This window comes from Neobacillus sp. OS1-2 (assembly GCF_030915505.1).
Taxonomy (GTDB): Bacteria; Bacillota; Bacilli; order Bacillales; family Cytobacillaceae; genus Neobacillus.
The window spans coordinates 3502450-3517056 of record NZ_CP133265.1; the positions used below are offsets into that span (position 1 = coordinate 3502450).

Annotated in this window: 20 protein-coding genes; 16 read left to right on the top strand and 4 right to left on the bottom strand. The window is 37.8% G+C overall.

The features are described 5' to 3' along the window. The first annotated feature begins 9 nt into the window (after positions 1-9). The 5 genes from ctaD (at position 10) to RCG19_RS17485 (ending at position 4457) form a co-directional block, all read left to right on the top strand. On the top strand, positions 10-1875 hold the full coding sequence (gene ctaD / locus RCG19_RS17465) for a cytochrome c oxidase subunit I (RefSeq protein WP_207342955.1): 1866 nt from the start codon (positions 10-12) through the stop codon (positions 1873-1875). Beyond that, positions 1875-2504 (top strand): cytochrome c oxidase subunit 3, encoded by a 630-nt coding sequence (locus RCG19_RS17470; protein WP_166237810.1) that lies wholly within the window; start codon positions 1875-1877, stop codon positions 2502-2504. The genes ctaD and RCG19_RS17470 overlap by 1 nt, the downstream gene beginning before the upstream one ends. A gap of 1 nt (position 2505) precedes the next feature. Further along, positions 2506-2841, top strand: coding sequence for a cytochrome c oxidase subunit IVB (ctaF, locus tag RCG19_RS17475; protein WP_166237812.1), 336 nt, complete (start codon positions 2506-2508; stop codon positions 2839-2841). Positions 2842-2977: 136 nt separating this feature from the next. After that, positions 2978-3886: a cytochrome c oxidase assembly factor CtaG gene (gene ctaG, locus RCG19_RS17480; RefSeq protein WP_308108159.1), complete on the top strand. Its 909-nt coding sequence runs from the start codon at positions 2978-2980 to the stop codon at positions 3884-3886. A gap of 106 nt (positions 3887-3992) precedes the next feature. Further along, positions 3993-4457 (top strand): DUF420 domain-containing protein, encoded by a 465-nt coding sequence (locus tag RCG19_RS17485; protein WP_166237816.1) that lies wholly within the window; start codon positions 3993-3995, stop codon positions 4455-4457. Positions 4458-4505: 48 nt separating this feature from the next. On the opposite strand, the gene RCG19_RS17490 is transcribed toward RCG19_RS17485, so the two are convergent. Then, positions 4506-4865: a YugN family protein gene (locus RCG19_RS17490; RefSeq protein ID WP_308108160.1), complete on the bottom strand. Its 360-nt coding sequence runs from the start codon at positions 4863-4865 to the stop codon at positions 4506-4508. A gap of 183 nt (positions 4866-5048) precedes the next feature. Between RCG19_RS17490 and RCG19_RS17495 the strand changes: the two genes are divergently transcribed. Then, on the top strand, positions 5049-5483 hold the full coding sequence (locus RCG19_RS17495) for a CBS domain-containing protein (RefSeq protein WP_308108161.1): 435 nt from the start codon (positions 5049-5051) through the stop codon (positions 5481-5483). Positions 5484-5773: 290 nt separating this feature from the next. Continuing rightward, complete coding sequence (locus RCG19_RS17500; RefSeq protein WP_308111019.1) at positions 5774-6736, top strand: CAP domain-containing protein; 963 nt, start codon at positions 5774-5776, stop codon at positions 6734-6736. Positions 6737-6741: 5 nt separating this feature from the next. Here RCG19_RS17500 and RCG19_RS17505 read toward each other — a convergent pair whose 3' ends face one another. Then, positions 6742-7119: a hypothetical protein gene (locus RCG19_RS17505; protein WP_308108162.1), complete on the bottom strand. Its 378-nt coding sequence runs from the start codon at positions 7117-7119 to the stop codon at positions 6742-6744. A 21-nt stretch (positions 7120-7140) separates the two neighbouring features. Next, positions 7141-7623, bottom strand: coding sequence for a PaaI family thioesterase (locus tag RCG19_RS17510; RefSeq protein WP_166237827.1), 483 nt, complete (start codon positions 7621-7623; stop codon positions 7141-7143). A 148-nt stretch (positions 7624-7771) separates the two neighbouring features. Here RCG19_RS17510 and RCG19_RS17515 point away from each other — a divergent pair, with 148 nt between their 5' ends. From RCG19_RS17515 to coaD, 7 genes are all read left to right on the top strand, one after another. Then, on the top strand, positions 7772-8176 hold the full coding sequence (locus RCG19_RS17515; protein WP_308108163.1) for a YlbD family protein: 405 nt from the start codon (positions 7772-7774) through the stop codon (positions 8174-8176). Positions 8177-8195: 19 nt separating this feature from the next. Then, the gene (locus tag RCG19_RS17520; protein WP_166237831.1) at positions 8196-8435 is read left to right on the top strand and encodes a YlbE-like family protein; all 240 of its coding nucleotides are present in this window, start codon (positions 8196-8198) and stop codon (positions 8433-8435) included. 109 nt (positions 8436-8544) lie between these two features. Continuing rightward, on the top strand, positions 8545-8985 hold the full coding sequence (locus tag RCG19_RS17525) for a hypothetical protein (RefSeq protein ID WP_308111020.1): 441 nt from the start codon (positions 8545-8547) through the stop codon (positions 8983-8985). 61 nt (positions 8986-9046) lie between these two features. Beyond that, complete coding sequence (locus RCG19_RS17530) at positions 9047-9484, top strand: YlbF/YmcA family competence regulator (protein ID WP_308108164.1); 438 nt, start codon at positions 9047-9049, stop codon at positions 9482-9484. A 109-nt stretch (positions 9485-9593) separates the two neighbouring features. Beyond that, a complete protein-coding gene (locus tag RCG19_RS17535; protein ID WP_166237833.1) occupies positions 9594-9869 on the top strand; it encodes a YlbG family protein in 276 nt (91 codons plus the stop codon). 435 nt (positions 9870-10304) lie between these two features. Beyond that, a complete protein-coding gene (rsmD, locus tag RCG19_RS17540) occupies positions 10305-10889 on the top strand; it encodes a 16S rRNA (guanine(966)-N(2))-methyltransferase RsmD (RefSeq protein ID WP_308108165.1) in 585 nt (194 codons plus the stop codon). Then, complete coding sequence (gene coaD, locus RCG19_RS17545; protein WP_308108166.1) at positions 10877-11359, top strand: pantetheine-phosphate adenylyltransferase; 483 nt, start codon at positions 10877-10879, stop codon at positions 11357-11359. Before rsmD ends, coaD begins: the two co-directional genes overlap by 13 nt. Before the next feature lie 17 nt (positions 11360-11376). Here coaD and ylbJ read toward each other — a convergent pair whose 3' ends face one another. Continuing rightward, a complete protein-coding gene (gene ylbJ, locus RCG19_RS17550) occupies positions 11377-12594 on the bottom strand; it encodes a sporulation integral membrane protein YlbJ (RefSeq protein ID WP_308108167.1) in 1218 nt (405 codons plus the stop codon). A gap of 193 nt (positions 12595-12787) precedes the next feature. On the opposite strand from ylbJ, the gene RCG19_RS17555 reads away from it, so the two are divergent. Then, a complete protein-coding gene (locus RCG19_RS17555; RefSeq protein ID WP_308108168.1) occupies positions 12788-13573 on the top strand; it encodes a patatin-like phospholipase family protein in 786 nt (261 codons plus the stop codon). Between the two features lie 2 nt (positions 13574-13575). Then, positions 13576-14595 carry a SepM family pheromone-processing serine protease gene (locus tag RCG19_RS17560; protein WP_308108170.1) on the top strand — a complete coding sequence of 340 codons (1020 nt, stop codon included), beginning with the start codon at positions 13576-13578 and terminating at the stop codon, positions 14593-14595. Positions 14596-14607 lie beyond the last annotated feature (12 nt).

Genomic DNA, 14607 nt, shown 5'->3' on the forward strand with positions numbered 1-14607 from the left:
GGTAAAATTGTGAGTACCATTGCTCAAAAAAAGGGATTTGGCGGAACATTATGGGACTTTTTAACAACAGTCGACCATAAAAAAATTGCTATCCTCTATCTGATCGCAGGCGGATTTTTCTTCTTAGTGGGCGGACTTGAAGCAGTATTTATCCGTATCCAGCTTGCAGTACCAAATAATGACTTTGTTAGTGCAGGTGCATTTAATGAAATAATCACCATGCATGGAACAACAATGATTTTCTTAGCCGCTATGCCGCTTTTGTTTGCATTTATGAATGCGGTTATGCCTTTACAAATTGGTGCACGTGACGTTGCTTTTCCATTTGTAAATGCCTTAGGATTTTGGTTATTCTTTTTCGGAGGAATTTTCCTTAACCTTTCTTGGTTTTTAGGTGGTGCCCCTGATGCAGGTTGGACATCTTATGCCTCACTTGCCTTACACTCAAAGGGACACGGAATTGATTTTTATGTACTAGGATTGCAGATTGCTGGTTTAGGTACCTTAATAGGTGGGATTAACTTTCTCGTTACCATCATTAATATGCGGGCACCTGGTATGACGTATATGAGGATGCCGTTGTTTACATGGACAACATTTGTTGCATCTGCCATGATTCTGTTTGCTTTCCCTCCACTTACAGTGGGTCTTACACTCATGATGTTTGACCGTTTGTTCGGAGCTAATTTCTTTGATGTAACAATGGGTGGTAACACGGTTATTTGGGAGCATCTCTTCTGGATCTTTGGACACCCTGAAGTTTATATCTTGGTACTTCCTGCTTTTGGGATTTTCTCAGAGATATTTTCAATTTTTTCAAGAAAACGTCTTTTTGGATATTCATCGATGGTATTTGCAACTGTGTTGATTGGTTTCTTAGGCTTCATGGTTTGGGCACACCATATGTTCACAACCGGTCTAGGGCCTGTTGCCAACGCAATCTTTGCTGTTGCTACAATGGCGATTGGTGTACCTACAGGCATAAAAATTTTCAACTGGCTCTTTACGATGTGGGGAGGAAGCGTTAAGTTTACGACCCCAATGTATTATGCATTTGGCTTTATTCCGTCCTTCGTTTGCGGTGGTGTAACGGGGGTAATGGTTGCAACGGCAGCTGCTGACTATCAATATCATGATACGTACTTTGTTGTAGCCCACTTCCATTATGTAATCGTTGGTGGGGTTGTATTGGCAATTTTAGCAGCAACACATCTTTGGTGGCCAAAAATGTTTGGTACTATGTTAAATGAAACATTAGGAAAAATCACTTTTTGGTTCTTCTTCATAGGCTTCCATTTAACATTCTTTATCCAACATTTCTTAGGGCTATGGGGCATGCCTCGTCGTGTTTTCACATACCTGCCGGGACAAGGGTTTGACACATCGAATATGATTAGTTCGATCGGCGCCGCCTTTATGTCCGTTGGTGTCCTAGTTATGCTTTATAACATTATTATGACATCAGTGAAAAATGTTAAAGTTGGCAATGATCCATGGGGAGATGGAAGAACACTTGAGTGGTCCATTCCGTCGCCGCCACCTTTTTATAACTTTAAGCAGCTTCCGTTAGTTCGCGGCTTAGATGCCTACTGGTTAGAAAAAATGGAAGGTAAAAAAGGTATGACACCGGCGGAGCCATTAGGTGATATCCATATGCCGAATTCATCCTTTATTCCATTCATGATTCCACTTGGATTGTTCATTGCTGCATTTGGGGCAATGTACCATGTAGATAAAGTAGCATGGGCACTTCCACTGATGATTATTGGATTACTTATAACATTTGGTTCTATGTTTATTCGTTCTATTAAAGATGATCATGGTTTCCATATTCATAAAGAAGAATTGCAAGAAGAAAAGGGGGCTAAGGCATAATGCATGTTGAAGAGAAAATGACGTATGAAACATGGCCTGCGGCACCGGAGAAATCCACCCTTGAAGCAAAAAATAAATTTTTAGGTTTTTGGTTATTCTTAGGGGGAGAGACAGTTTTATTCGCCTCTCTCTTTGCTACCTATCTTGCTTTAAAGGATAAGGTACCAGATGCAAGTCAGCACTTGGCAAAGGATTTATTTGAATTACCACTTACATTTGTGGCAACCATGTTATTATTAACAAGTTCGTTAACAAGTGTATATGCAATGTACCATATGAAAAACTTTGCCTTTAAAAAAATGATGGTTTGGCTTGGCCTTACAGTATTATTAGGCCTTGGATTCTTAGGCCTTGAGGTTTATGAATTTTCGCATTATGTCCATGAATATCATCATACCTTTACAAGCAGTGCATTTGGTTCTGCCTTTTATACACTAGTTGGTTTCCATGGCGCACACGTTGCTTTCGGATTATGTTGGATTTTAAGCTTAATGATTCGAAACTCTAAACGCGGTTTAAGCCTTTACAATGCTCCAAAGTTCTATGTTGCCAGCCTTTATTGGCACTTTATCGATGTTGTATGGGTGTTTATCTTTACGGTAGTATATTTAATGGGGATGGTGGGATAACATGTCAAATCAGCCATTAAACTCAGGTAACCCAAGTGTAGATTTAGAATATCGCCGCAAGAAAAGTGCAGAGGAAATGCGCTATCAAATTATTTCCTTTGCCCTGATGATTTTCTTAACGCTAGTGGCTTTTGCATCAGTAGCAATCGAAGGATTTACTTCATGGTTTACAGTACCTTTTATCCTTCTATTAGCGGCAGTCCAGGTAGTTTTTCAATTATTTTACTTCATGCATATGAGTCATAAAGGGCATGAAGCTCCACAATTGTTTCTGTTTTCAGGAGTCTTTGTTGGATTTACTGCGATATTGACATTTCTTACCATTGTTTGGTGGTAAGGGAAAAGAAGAAAATCGGCGTTATGCCGATTTTCTTTTTAAGTATTATTGTGTAATTCAATTTTTTGCACTCACAATTTTCTCTGGCTATAATAGAGGCAAGGATTCTTTTACTAAAGATTGAGGTGATATCAAGGTGCTACCACTAGATATATTTGGATTTAAAGCCCTTTGGAGCCCGTACTTTTTACTAATCTTAGTTGCGTTGACTATTGGCTATTTTCTTATGACAATTCCATTTAGATCAAAGTTTCGTGATAGTGAACCATTGACGGTGAAACAAGCTGCGATGTTCTTGACAGGTATGATATTATTGTATGCCATTAAAGGTTCACCGCTCGATTTAATGGGCCATCTCATGTTTTATGTTCATGGGATTTCCATGGTTATTTTTGTATTATTGATCCCACCACTGTTTATTTTATCAATTCCACAGTGGCTTTGGAGAAGTGTAGTTGAGCTTAAAATAATCAATTCTTTATTTCGGCTTTTTACGAAACCGGTTATTGGAATTCTTCTATTTAATGGTTTCTTTTCCTTTTACCACATTCCGATCATTTTTGATCACGTTATGCAAAATCGATTTTACCATGGCGGGTACTCGATTCTTTTATTCGTATTGGCCGTTTTTATGTGGTGGTCATTAATCAGCCCGCTTCCAGAATATCAGCCATTAAGCGGAATTAAAAAAGTTGCTTTTTTATTTGCCAATAGTATGTTAATCACACCGGCTTGCGCCTTGATTATTTTTTCGGATGTCTCCCTTTATGCAACTTATCACGACCCAAAGGTTTGGGGGCAGGTAATGAGTTTATGCGTCGGACCATCTGTATTTTCAAATTTGAACTTGAGTGGACCAGAGTTATTTAGTTCGATGTCACTGGTTGATGATCAACGTCTTGGTGGGGTTGTTATGAAGATTATTCAAGAAATCATTTATGCTGTTGTATTAGCCCAAGTATTTTTTGAATGGTACCGTAAAGATCAAGAAGATTCAGAACGCGAAATGAAGAAACAAATGTTAAATCCTCATTTTGTTGAATAAACTCCCATTTCATATGGGGGTTTTTTTTGAAAACTTCTGTATTTATTGAAAAGGATAGGGAACTCCACTAAAATGAGGGTAGAATATGTAAAAAGAGAGGAACTATATGAATTCGTTACCGATTTTACCAACAATCAGTACCACCTTTATTGTTTTAAGCGGCCTAACTGTAGCGATTGGATGGTGGCAAATAAAACAAAGGAAAATTGAGGCCCACAAAAAGACTATGTTTATTGCTGGGGTTTTTGCACTTATCTTTTTTATTATTTATGCCTCACGAACGATTTTTATTGGAAACACTGCTTTTGGCGGACCGGAAGAGATGAAGATTTATTACACGTTATTTTTAGTCTTTCATATTACGCTAGCGACAATTGGGGCTTTATTTGGAATTGTCTCCATCCTGACCGGGTTTAAGAATAAATTATCCATCCATCGTAAGCTTGGTCCTATCACGAGTATCATTTGGTTTTTTTCAGCGATTACGGGTGTAGCTGTTTACCTATTGTTATATGTTTTTTATCATGGTGGTCAAACGACCTCGATGATCAAAGCGATTCTTGGTTTTTAACAAAATTAAATGAGGGTGCAAAGTCATGCACCCTCATTTAATCCGTAATTATAATGCAAACTTACTAACATCTTCTTTAACGGTTTCGAGAATCTTCTTGCATTGGTTTACTAGTGAGGCAGGGAAGTTCTCACCTTCGCCGTATTCAACTCCGTGCGGATAATAATGTTTACCTAAAAATGGTGTCATTAATTGTATGGTTGCCTTGAACGTATCGACGTCCCCTTCAAGCGCATAACCTTGAACACGAAGGTAATATGTGCCCTCTTTTAATTCAAACTTGCGATCGTATGTAACACGCTCGTAATCCCATTGTCCTGCCCTGACCAAACCATGTTCATGCATGACTTCGTCTAAGCGGTTTAATTCCGCTTTTAACTTTTCTAGTCCCGTATTCTCAAATTTCATTATTAACCCTCCTAAAACGATTGCCTTACCGATCTTCCCTATATTGGTAGTATAGCAATTATAGTTCATTTTAATAATAGTTGAAAATGTTTCAACTTGCAATGGATAGTTCACTCGAATAAATTATTCGCGGTTTGATAACCATAGTATTGTTAATGAAATAATTTTCTGGAGGATCGTGACATGGAGGAAATTCGTGAGATTATGACTGATAATGTGGAGTGCTGTACATTATTAGATAATATGTATGAGGTTGCAGTAAAAATGAAGGAACTAAATGTTGGTGCTATTCCTATTGTGGACGAGGAAAAACTTGTTGGTATGATAACAGACAGAGATATTGTTATCAGAGGTGTTGCTGAAAAACATCCTGGTTCAACAAAAGTAGAAGATATTATGAGTAAAACACTTGTAACAGTAACTCCCGATACTTCTAGCAGGGATGCGGCAAAGTTGATGGCAGAGCATCAAATTCGAAGACTACCAGTGGAGGAAAATGGAAAGCTAATAGGAATTGTTTCACTCGGTGATTTTGCCATAAGCGAATTAACTGATGATCAAGCAAAAGAAGCGCTGACTGAAATATCTGAGCAAAACTATAATGGTGTTCAATACTAAATTTATTTACTTGAATAATAATATTTAACAACCAGCAGGTGCATAGTGCACCTGCTTTATTTATTATCAGACATTTTTGTTAATGATTATTACTATTCTGGATATTGGTGATATAATTAAATTATCCATACATAAAATAATAGAAATACTAAAAGAGAGGGTGAATGCCTCTGCGGACTCTTAGTAGAATTTTAATACTCTCAGTCGTTTTTTTAACGATTGGTTTTTATGTTAGCATAAATGAAAAAAATGATGATAATGTTTTGATCAAAGAGGATCCGACCTTGGAAATGAAACAATCATTGCCTCAAGGGCTTGAAAATCCTGAAGGGAATAAAGCCTCTTTCGATAAACCAAAAGAAGGGGTAGCATTATTGATTGGACAAGACGTTTCTGTCCTAGAAAAGGAATTTGGAGCTCCTGATAGAATTGATGAATCATTGTATGGCTATCAATGGTATGTATATAAACAGAACTATAACCGGTATATACAGGTTGGGGTTGAAAATAATCGGGTTGTGACTATTTTTGCAATTGGCGAAACGCTGGATGTTGCTCCCTTTGAAATTGGACAGCCAGTTGAGGAAATTTTTAATACACAATACTTTGATACAAATATTAATCTAGTGGTAAATGGAAATTCCTACCGATTTGAATTGAATGATAATGATTTAAATCTTAGACCGATGGTTAAATTAGGAGATCTTTATGTCCAGCTCTACATTGACAGGATTACCGGGAATTTATCAAGTGTGCGCTTTCTAAACGCTGAAACACTTATTAAACAACGTCCATATGAACTTGCTTATAGCGGGGAGTTACCACAGGTGGAAGGACCAACTGAGGAAGCGTGGAAGCTAATAGAAAATGGGGTGGCACAGGAAATATTTGATATCACCAATGTATTACGGGTAAGGAACAAATTAAAACCGTTAATTTGGGATGACGCAATCGCTGAAGCGGCCTATGGGCATAGTAAGGATATGGCAGAAAATGACGACTTTTCCCATACATCTAAAAAATTTGGTGATCTAACCAATCGATTAAAAGCGGCAAAAATAGCTTATGCGACTGCCGGAGAAAATATTGCCGCAAAATATACGGATGCCCCTGGAGTTGTCGAAGGTTGGCTCAACAGTAAAGGTCACAGAGATAAGTTATTAAATAAGGATTATTCCCATCTAGGTGTTGGGGTCTATCAAAAGTTTTATACGCAAGATTTTATTCAAAAAGCGGACAATGAAAAAAGGTGACGATGTCACCTTTTTTCATTGTTCGTGATTTTCTTCTTTTCGTAATGATTAAATAAAATGGTGCTGCCTTCCCAGCTTCCATAAACTCGAATGACATCACCGATGATGAAAGAATCAGCTTTCACGTTTTTCTTAATTGGAGTGATCATTTTTGCGTTGATTATTTTTGATTCAGTTTGCAGTTTAAGTGTTTGTACAAAAATGTAGCGATGATAATAAAAGCGCTGTCTCTCCTCCACAATATCTTTAATTTCTCCTGTAATGACGGCCTCATGCGGGATATTACCTACATTAAGCCATTTCACATCCTGCTCTTTCATCTCTTTTCTTGTCAGCCAGTAAAAATACAGGCAAATGATTGGAATAACGATGGCGGTAACCATTTTGATTAAACGCCCCTTACATTATTTTTTAATGATAAAAAAGGTTCCTGTTGCATAGGCGATTTTTTTTCCATCACTACGGTATACCTCCCCGGAGATAACCATCGTTTTACTGCCTTGATGAATGATTTCGGCTTTGCAACGAAGTGAATCACCAATACCTGGTGCAATATAATGAATATTAAGCTGATTGGTTACTGCGGCAAATCCTTCCGGAAGCTGTTGATAAGCCATGACACCCATGGCCGAATCAAGAACGGTCGCTGTAATCCCGCCGTGGACAATACTAAGGTCATTATTAATAATTGGATTAATCGGAATAGTAATTTCGCAGGAATTTTGGTCAAAACTTCTTTCCATATGTAGAAGGCCATCAATAAAGGTATTCCTGTTTCGTTTAATTTTTCTTTGGACACCTTCTAATAGGGTGGCAATGGCCTGAAGGTCAGTTTCTGATCCGGTTTCGAGACATGTTTCTAATAATCGACGCAATTCGTCTTTCATACTACTACCTCTTTCACTACATTATCTTCTGACATCTTACCACTTAGAAAGATAATAATAAATCATTTCACTCAGATTTGATGTTTCACATTTCATCTTTTCCTACATATTGTATTATTGGCGATTATTATGGGCTGAGGTGAGAAACATGACGCAAAAAAAATTGCACCCTTCCGTGCTCAAATTCAAAGAATTTGTCAAAAGTAATCCGAAAATCATTAAAGAGGTTCGGGATGGGAAGGCGACCTGGCAAGAGCTATATGAGGATTGGTATTTATTAGGGGAAGAGGATCAACGCTGGGACGTGATAGGTACTGAAAAAAGCACTGACACTGAACCAAATAAAGAATCCAAGGGAGATTGGATGGCAAATATTATGGGGATGGTCAAAAAGATGGACCCAAATCAGATGCAAACTCATATTAATAATTTAAGTCAGGCATTAGGGGCAATTCAGGGTGTTATTTCCCAATTCCAAGGTGGAAATTCTGCCCCGGGATCAAGTAAGCCACCCGAGGGGCCGAAGCATCCTTTTGGATTTCGAAAAGACTAGTGGAGGGGAATCATAAATTATGCGAAGAGATGTACTAGATTATATAGAACGCCAGAAGGACCTAAAGCAATTTGTTCGGGAGCAGCCACAATGGTATCGAAAACTATCAAGAAATCCCTATGATTTACAGTCGCTTGAAATTGCCTCCTTACATTATTATAAAAAGACTATTCCTGATCAAGTCGAAAAGTTTTCTAATAGTGTTCAAATGGCATCCATGATGTATCATATGTTTCAAGCAATGAAGACACAAGGGTGACAAAAGACCACATTCATTTTATATGTGGCTCTTTTTTTTGCGATTAGAATACGACTAAAAAGGTTAAAGGAGGCGAACAATACCTAAATAAGGAGTGATAAGGTTGAAGATGATTATACGATTTTATATTCTACTAATCCTGCTATCGGGAATTGTTTCTGGATGCCAAAAAGATTTGCCAAAACCAGAAACAAAACCAAAAGTTATCTCTATTGACCGGTCGAGTCATTCAGATGTCAATATAATCCCTGTTTATAATCAACATTCAAGGGAGATTCCATCATTATTTGTACAGCATAAGATAAAAGGAAATCAACTTTTAGTTGAATGCATTGTTAATGGAATTAGTTTCAGGGAATCCGACCATTCTCGGAAAAAGACTGGGAAAATGGTTGTTTGGGTTGATGGGAAAAGGAATACTGAAGTCACTTCAGCAGCGTTTATTATTAAGGGCCTTTCTCCTGGGGAACATAAAGTAAAACTTGAAGTGGTAAAACTTACAAATGAACCTTACGGATTAGCAAAAGAATTTATGGTAAATATCCCTTGATAGGTAGAAAATTTAGCATTCCATATACTTTCATGGTAAAATGGCATTGGAGGTGGGCACAGTGCTTGCTACTATTGAAAGAATTGAATTATTGGAAAATGCAGAAGGTTTAGCTAAGATGGTATTAGAGTCCGATATTGCGGAACATTACCAAATATGTTTATATAAAATGCAACATAACAAAGAAACACAACGAAAGATAAAACAATTTGCCAACCTTAAGGAACTTTATGAAGAGGTTCAACGCTTCGGAAAATATCATCCTGATTATAAAAAGGTCATGATGAAAATTCGTGAGTATAAACGGGAAATGGATTTAGATCCTCTCGTTGCCGAGTTCAAGGTGGCTGAAAATGAATTACAAGATCTTTTAGATCAAATCAGCAGGCTGGTCGGAAATGCAGTATCAGAACACATCAAGGTACCGAGTGGGAACCCATTTTTTGATAATGGCCACGGGAGCGGTTGTGGCACTGGCGGCAGCTGTGGGTGCGGATGAAAAAAATCAGCTTCCTAACTAGCTGATTTTTTTTATTATGAATTGAAAAGGGTTGTTTTAATGTGCTAGACTAATGTAAAATGATGGTTTTGCTGAAGGGGAAAAAAGTATGTTTGTTCAGAGACAGGGATTAGTTGTTTGGCTATATTCTTTAAAACAAGCTAAGATGTTAAGACGATTTGGAAATGTTCATTTTGTGTCTAAAAAGCTTAAATATGTTGTCTTGTATTGTAATCAAGAAGAGATAGAGGGAATAATGGAAAAGTTAAATTCTTTTTCATTTGTTAAGAAAGTAGAACCTTCATATAAGCCATTTTTAAGAATGGAGTATGAAAATTCAGCCCCAGATAAGGCAAAGGAATATGACTATAAAATGGGAATTTAAATAGGTGAGGGGATTTTGGAACCCTCACCTATTAATTTGGGTATTGGTTATAAAAAAAACCCTGCAGAATTTTCTGCAGGGTCCTTCTACATCCTAATAAAAGGATAGAAGGCAAAGGGAGAGGAGAAACCGGAGGAAGAACTTATGGGGAAACGTAAGTCTTCTCCGCGGTTGGCAACAACATCCTCGAATTGATGTTGTTACTTACATTATTTCCACTACGCAAAAGGTTATACGTCTATTTAATAATTTTTCCATCCGGGCTGTTTTTGCTAACCAGGTATCAAGATAAAAAGAAATGCTAGAACGGATTGTCTACTTTTTATAAATTATGATAGGATGGTAAAAAAAGCATAAGGCGCCTGTTTATTAGCGCCGAAGGCTGGACATTTCTCAAAGTCCAATATAATTCTGTTAAAATGTGGTGATAGGTCCATGAGAGTAGTTTCGGGTATTTGTAAGGGGAGACCTCTTAAAGCTGTTCCAGGAAATACAACTCGTCCGACGACGGATAAAGTGAAAGAAGCCTTATTTAATATGATTGGTCCTTATTTTGATGGGGGGATAGGGTTGGATTTATTTGCAGGCAGCGGTGGGTTAGGCTTAGAAGCTCTGAGCAGGGGATTAGAGAAGGTCATTTTTATTGACCGTGAGGCAAGAGCAGTTCAAGTGATCCATGATAATATTAAAGCTTGTAAATTTGAGGAGAAATCCGAAGTTTTTCGTAATGATGCTGATAGGGCCTTAAAAGCTCTAGTAAAAAGGGAAGTCTGTTTTGATTACATATTTTTAGATCCGCCATACAAAAAACAGCAGCTTGTTCATTTAATGGAAAAGATGGATCAACAAGACTTGGTACAAACAGGTGGGATTATTGTTTGTGAGCATAGCTTTGATGTGGAATTGCCACAAACGGTTGGAAGATTCACAGAAATTAAACATGAAGTGTATGGAATGATTGCTGTGACGATTTATTCGCGAAATGCAGAAAGTAAGGGGGAATTAGGTTGGTTGGAATAGCCGTCTGTCCAGGGAGTTTTGATCCAATTACATATGGCCATTTAGATATCATTAGAAGAGGTGCAAAAGTATTCGATATGGTCTATGTGAGTGTGATGAATAATTCATCAAAAAATCCATTATTCAGCGTTGAGGAGCGAATTAATCTAATAAAAGCAGTAACTAAAGATCTTCCAAATGTAAAGGTTGATGAACATTCTGGTTTATTAGTTGATTACGCTAAAGAGGTTAAGGCAAATGCGATCTTACGAGGCTTACGAGCGGTTTCGGACTTTGAGTATGAAATGCAAATTACCTCGATGAACAGGGTGTTAAATGATGATATCGAAACCTTTTTTATCATGACAAACAACCAATATTCTTTTTTAAGCTCAAGTATTGTAAAAGAAGTAGCGAAGTATAATGGCGATATTTCCTCACTTGTTCCACCTATTGTGGAAAAAGAACTTCACAAAAAGTTTAAACTGTAAAAGAGCTGGGCACGTGCCTAGCTCTTTTTTAACCTGGTAAACAAGATTAGGATATGCAAAAACAAAGAACAGATGGTTATGAGCGGTCCCATCTCCATCATTTTATGGTAAAAATGGTTCGTCCATGAACCTTCTTCGAAAAACCAACCAACTGGCAATGCGTTTGATGGCTGTTCTTTGTTAGTAAAATGTACATAAATTGGTTTCCACAGAATAAGTGCAAAAAAACTGGCGAAAATACCGTGGAAAATTCTCGCAATAAAAAAGGGTTTAAATCTAATATCTGTTTGGGCAAGGATACTGGCGACCTGTGCTTGGACACTAAAACCGCTAAAAGCTAAAATAAAACTGACGATCACTGCCTGTTGAAGAAGTGTTGCAGTTCCAACATGGCTGGTCAGGTCACTTCCCAGTGTTATTTCAAATAGCCCAGATATTAGCGGGATACTTAATTTTTCCGGAAATGATAAAAATGCTAGGACAATTTCCACGAACCTACCAAGTGCTGCCGTTATATGTAAATGATAAAGAAGTTTATTTACTACTGAAAACACTATAATGAATCCGCCCACCATTAATAAGGTTTGAATCGAAGAATTGACAGCATCGCCAAGAAGTTTCCCTATTGGTCGATTATCTTTTAATCTAGTTTGATGTAAGGCAGATAAAGCTGCTTTTATTTTAAATTTTTTCCCTTTTTCAGTGGTTTTGTCGGGAGATTCATTTCCATAAAAACGCATGATAATCCCAACGGAGATATTCCCCAAATAATGGGCTAATGCCAGGAGAATCCCTAAATTAGGATTATGAAAGAATCCCACTGATACAGCCCCAAAGATAAATAACGGATTTGAGGAATTGGTAAAGGAAACAAGCCTTTCTGCCTCAATTTGGGTTAATTGCCCTTCTTGGCGTAATCTTGCGGTAAACTTCGCTCCTGCCGGAAATCCGGAGGCCATGCCCATTGCTAATACAAACCCGCCCACGCCGGGAACTTTAAAAAGAGGTCTCATGAAGGGTTCTAGTATAACACCAATGAACTTAACTACACCAAAGCCTATCAACATCTCGGAGACAATAAAAAAAGGCAAGAGGGAAGGAAAGACAATTTTCCACCACATATTAAGGCCGCGGATCGAGGCTTCAAACGATACTTGTGGAAAGGAAATTAGCGAAGCCGCTAAAATCGTGACAGAAACAGAAAGAACGATTGTTTTTAATTTTGACCGAAACAATGAAGGGACCTCCTTCGGACCGATTGCTATAACTGTGCAATTCAATATTATCAATGCTAAAATAGAGAGTATTCTAAAAGTGAAAAATGCCAACCCTTGTCCCTATTTAATTCAAATATACTCATAGAACATGAATTTAGACCATAAGATTGAACGAGATTTCTATTCAGTAATTATTAGGAGGTCAAGCGATATGGAGCACCCAAAAATAGGCTTGGCACTTGGTTCCGGTGGTGCGCGCGGGTTTGCTCATTTAGGTGTCATAATGGCATTGACTGAAGCAGGAATTCCGATTCATTTGATTGCTGGCAGCAGTATGGGTGCGCTTGTGGCCAGCTTTTACGGTGCTGGGATTGATTTGGATCGGTTATATAAACTATCGACCGCTTTTAAAAGGAAATACTTTTTAGATTTTACTGTTCCTAAAATGGGGTTAATCTCCGGTAAAAAAATCAAAGAGTTTATCAGGGTTTTTACCCACGGGAAAAATATTGAAGATCTAACTTTACCAATCAGCATTGTGGCAACTGATTTATTGACAGGAGAAAAAGTCATTTTTAAAAAGGGGCCAGTTGCAGAAGCGGTACGAGCAAGTATCTCCATCCCCGGTATTTTTGTGCCGGAAAAATATAATGGAAGAATGTTAGTGGATGGCGGGGTAACAGACCGTGTTCCTATTTCAGTTGCCAAAGAAATGGGGGCGGATATTGTCATCGCGGTGGATGTTTCGCGAGTGAAACGGAATGCTGAAATAACCACCATTTACGATGTCATTATGCAGAGCATTGATATTATGCAAACAGAAATCATCAACAATCGAGAAAATTCTGCAGATGTGATGATCCGTCCTCCTGTTGAAATGTATAGCTCACGGGCCTTTACACATCATGAGGAAATCATTAATGCCGGAAGGGAAGAAACAAAAAAGCATATACGGCAAATTGAAACCGTTATTGAACAATGGAAGGGTGAGCACTAGCCATGCGTAAAAAAATTTATTTAGGGTCTTTACTATTAATAGCTCTTATTCTTATAGGCGGAATGTATTATTCCTTGCCATACTATGTATCAAAACCAGGAATGGCTAAAGAACTAGCGCCCATCATTTCGGTTGAGGAAGGCTACAAGGATGAAGGGAATTTCATGTTGACAACGGTTAGAATGGGTAGAGCCAATATTTATTCCTATTTAGAAGCAAAGCTTCGAAAATATGAAGAAATTTATCCTTTAGAAATGATATTATACAAAAAGGAAACCGAGGAAGAATACAATGCTAGACAGCTCCATCTAATGGCAGGTTCGAAACTAAATGCTATTGAGGTTGCCTACCGTAAAGCGGGATTACCTGTTCATTATAAATATAAAGGTATTTATGTTGTCCAGGTGGTTCCGGGAATGCCTGCGGAAGGAAAACTTCATGCAGGTGATCGAATTTATAAAGTAGATGGACATCAATTTCCTTCTTCAGAGAAATTTATTGATTATGTTGGTCAAAAACGTGTCGGGGATAAGGTCACGCTAACATATTCAAGAAATAAAAAAACACGGACAGCCAGCTTAAGTCTACAGCCATTTAAAGAAGATCCTACAAAAATAGGTATTGGTATTTCATTAGTGGACGATAAAGAAATTGTGGTTGAGCCTAAGGTAAAGGTAAGGACGGATGAAATTGGCGGACCGTCTGCCGGATTAATGTTTTCTTTGGAAATATATAACCAATTAACAAGTGAAGATTTAACTAAAGGGTACCAAATAGCCGGAACAGGGACGATTGACGGGGCGGGAAATGTAGGGCCTATCGGTGGGATAGAACAAAAGATTGTTGCGGCTGACAAGGCGGGTGCGGAAATTTTCTTAGCTCCAAATGAAAAAGGGGCAAAAAAATCAAACTATAAGGATGCATTAAAAACAGCAAATGAAATTAACACGAAAATGAAAATAGTACCAATTGATACATTTGATGAAGCCGTTCATTATCTAGAACAACTACCTAAGAAATAAAAAAGGATGATG

Bases quoted from the DNA above. Each gene is read 5' to 3' on its own strand.
- RCG19_RS17470 (WP_166237810.1), top strand. From the start codon at position 1,875: ATGCATGTTGAAGAGAAAATGACGTATGAAACATGGCCTGCGGCACCG.
- ctaF (WP_166237812.1), top strand. From the start codon at position 2,506: ATGTCAAATCAGCCATTAAACTCAGGTAACCCAAGTGTAGATTTAGAA.
- RCG19_RS17485 (WP_166237816.1), top strand. From the start codon at position 3,993: ATGAATTCGTTACCGATTTTACCAACAATCAGTACCACCTTTATTGTT.
- RCG19_RS17490 (WP_308108160.1), bottom strand. From the start codon at position 4,865: ATGAAATTTGAGAATACGGGACTAGAAAAGTTAAAAGCGGAATTAAAC.
- RCG19_RS17495 (WP_308108161.1), top strand. From the start codon at position 5,049: ATGGAGGAAATTCGTGAGATTATGACTGATAATGTGGAGTGCTGTACA.
- RCG19_RS17500 (WP_308111019.1), top strand. From the start codon at position 5,774: ATGAAACAATCATTGCCTCAAGGGCTTGAAAATCCTGAAGGGAATAAA.
- RCG19_RS17505 (WP_308108162.1), bottom strand. From the start codon at position 7,119: ATGGTTACCGCCATCGTTATTCCAATCATTTGCCTGTATTTTTACTGG.
- RCG19_RS17510 (WP_166237827.1), bottom strand. From the start codon at position 7,623: ATGAAAGACGAATTGCGTCGATTATTAGAAACATGTCTCGAAACCGGA.
- RCG19_RS17515 (WP_308108163.1), top strand. From the start codon at position 7,772: ATGACGCAAAAAAAATTGCACCCTTCCGTGCTCAAATTCAAAGAATTT.
- RCG19_RS17520 (WP_166237831.1), top strand. From the start codon at position 8,196: ATGCGAAGAGATGTACTAGATTATATAGAACGCCAGAAGGACCTAAAG.
- RCG19_RS17525 (WP_308111020.1), top strand. From the start codon at position 8,545: ATGATTATACGATTTTATATTCTACTAATCCTGCTATCGGGAATTGTT.
- RCG19_RS17535 (WP_166237833.1), top strand. From the start codon at position 9,594: ATGTTTGTTCAGAGACAGGGATTAGTTGTTTGGCTATATTCTTTAAAA.
- rsmD (WP_308108165.1), top strand. From the start codon at position 10,305: ATGAGAGTAGTTTCGGGTATTTGTAAGGGGAGACCTCTTAAAGCTGTT.
- RCG19_RS17555 (WP_308108168.1), top strand. From the start codon at position 12,788: ATGGAGCACCCAAAAATAGGCTTGGCACTTGGTTCCGGTGGTGCGCGC.
- RCG19_RS17560 (WP_308108170.1), top strand. From the start codon at position 13,576: ATGCGTAAAAAAATTTATTTAGGGTCTTTACTATTAATAGCTCTTATT.